The sequence below is a fragment of the Pseudoalteromonas sp. 19-MNA-CIBAN-0066 genome (assembly GCF_040308705.1).
Taxonomy (GTDB): domain Bacteria; phylum Pseudomonadota; class Gammaproteobacteria; order Enterobacterales; family Alteromonadaceae; genus Pseudoalteromonas; species Pseudoalteromonas nigrifaciens.
The window spans coordinates 1-274 of record NZ_JBEONZ010000201.1 but is presented as its reverse complement, the minus strand read 5'-3'; the positions used below and the strand labels follow the sequence as shown (position 1 = coordinate 274).

General features: G+C 37.2%; 1 pseudogene. It reads right to left on the bottom strand.

The window, feature by feature from the left end:
• A pseudogene (locus AAEZ18_RS18815) lies at positions 1-274 on the bottom strand (insulinase family protein); the annotation flags it as partial.

Sequence of the window (274 nt, the reverse complement as noted above, 5' to 3'; positions counted from 1 at the left end):
ATGTAGTGCTTTAAAAAAGTCTGTTCTGAACTCATTAAATTGCTGAAAACAGGTGTTTTTTAATGCCGATGCAAGCTCCCCAGGTTGTGGGTTCCAAGGCATTATTTTTGCGCCTAAAATGCTAAATAACTCACTGACTGGTTTGTTTTGGTTGCTATTGCGCCAATGCCTTACAAGCTGTTTTTTATATTCAGCAAAGCGTTTTGCACAGATCTCTACATTAAATAAAGCATCTATTAATTGATCAACAAGCTCTAACTGGCTAGATGAAAGC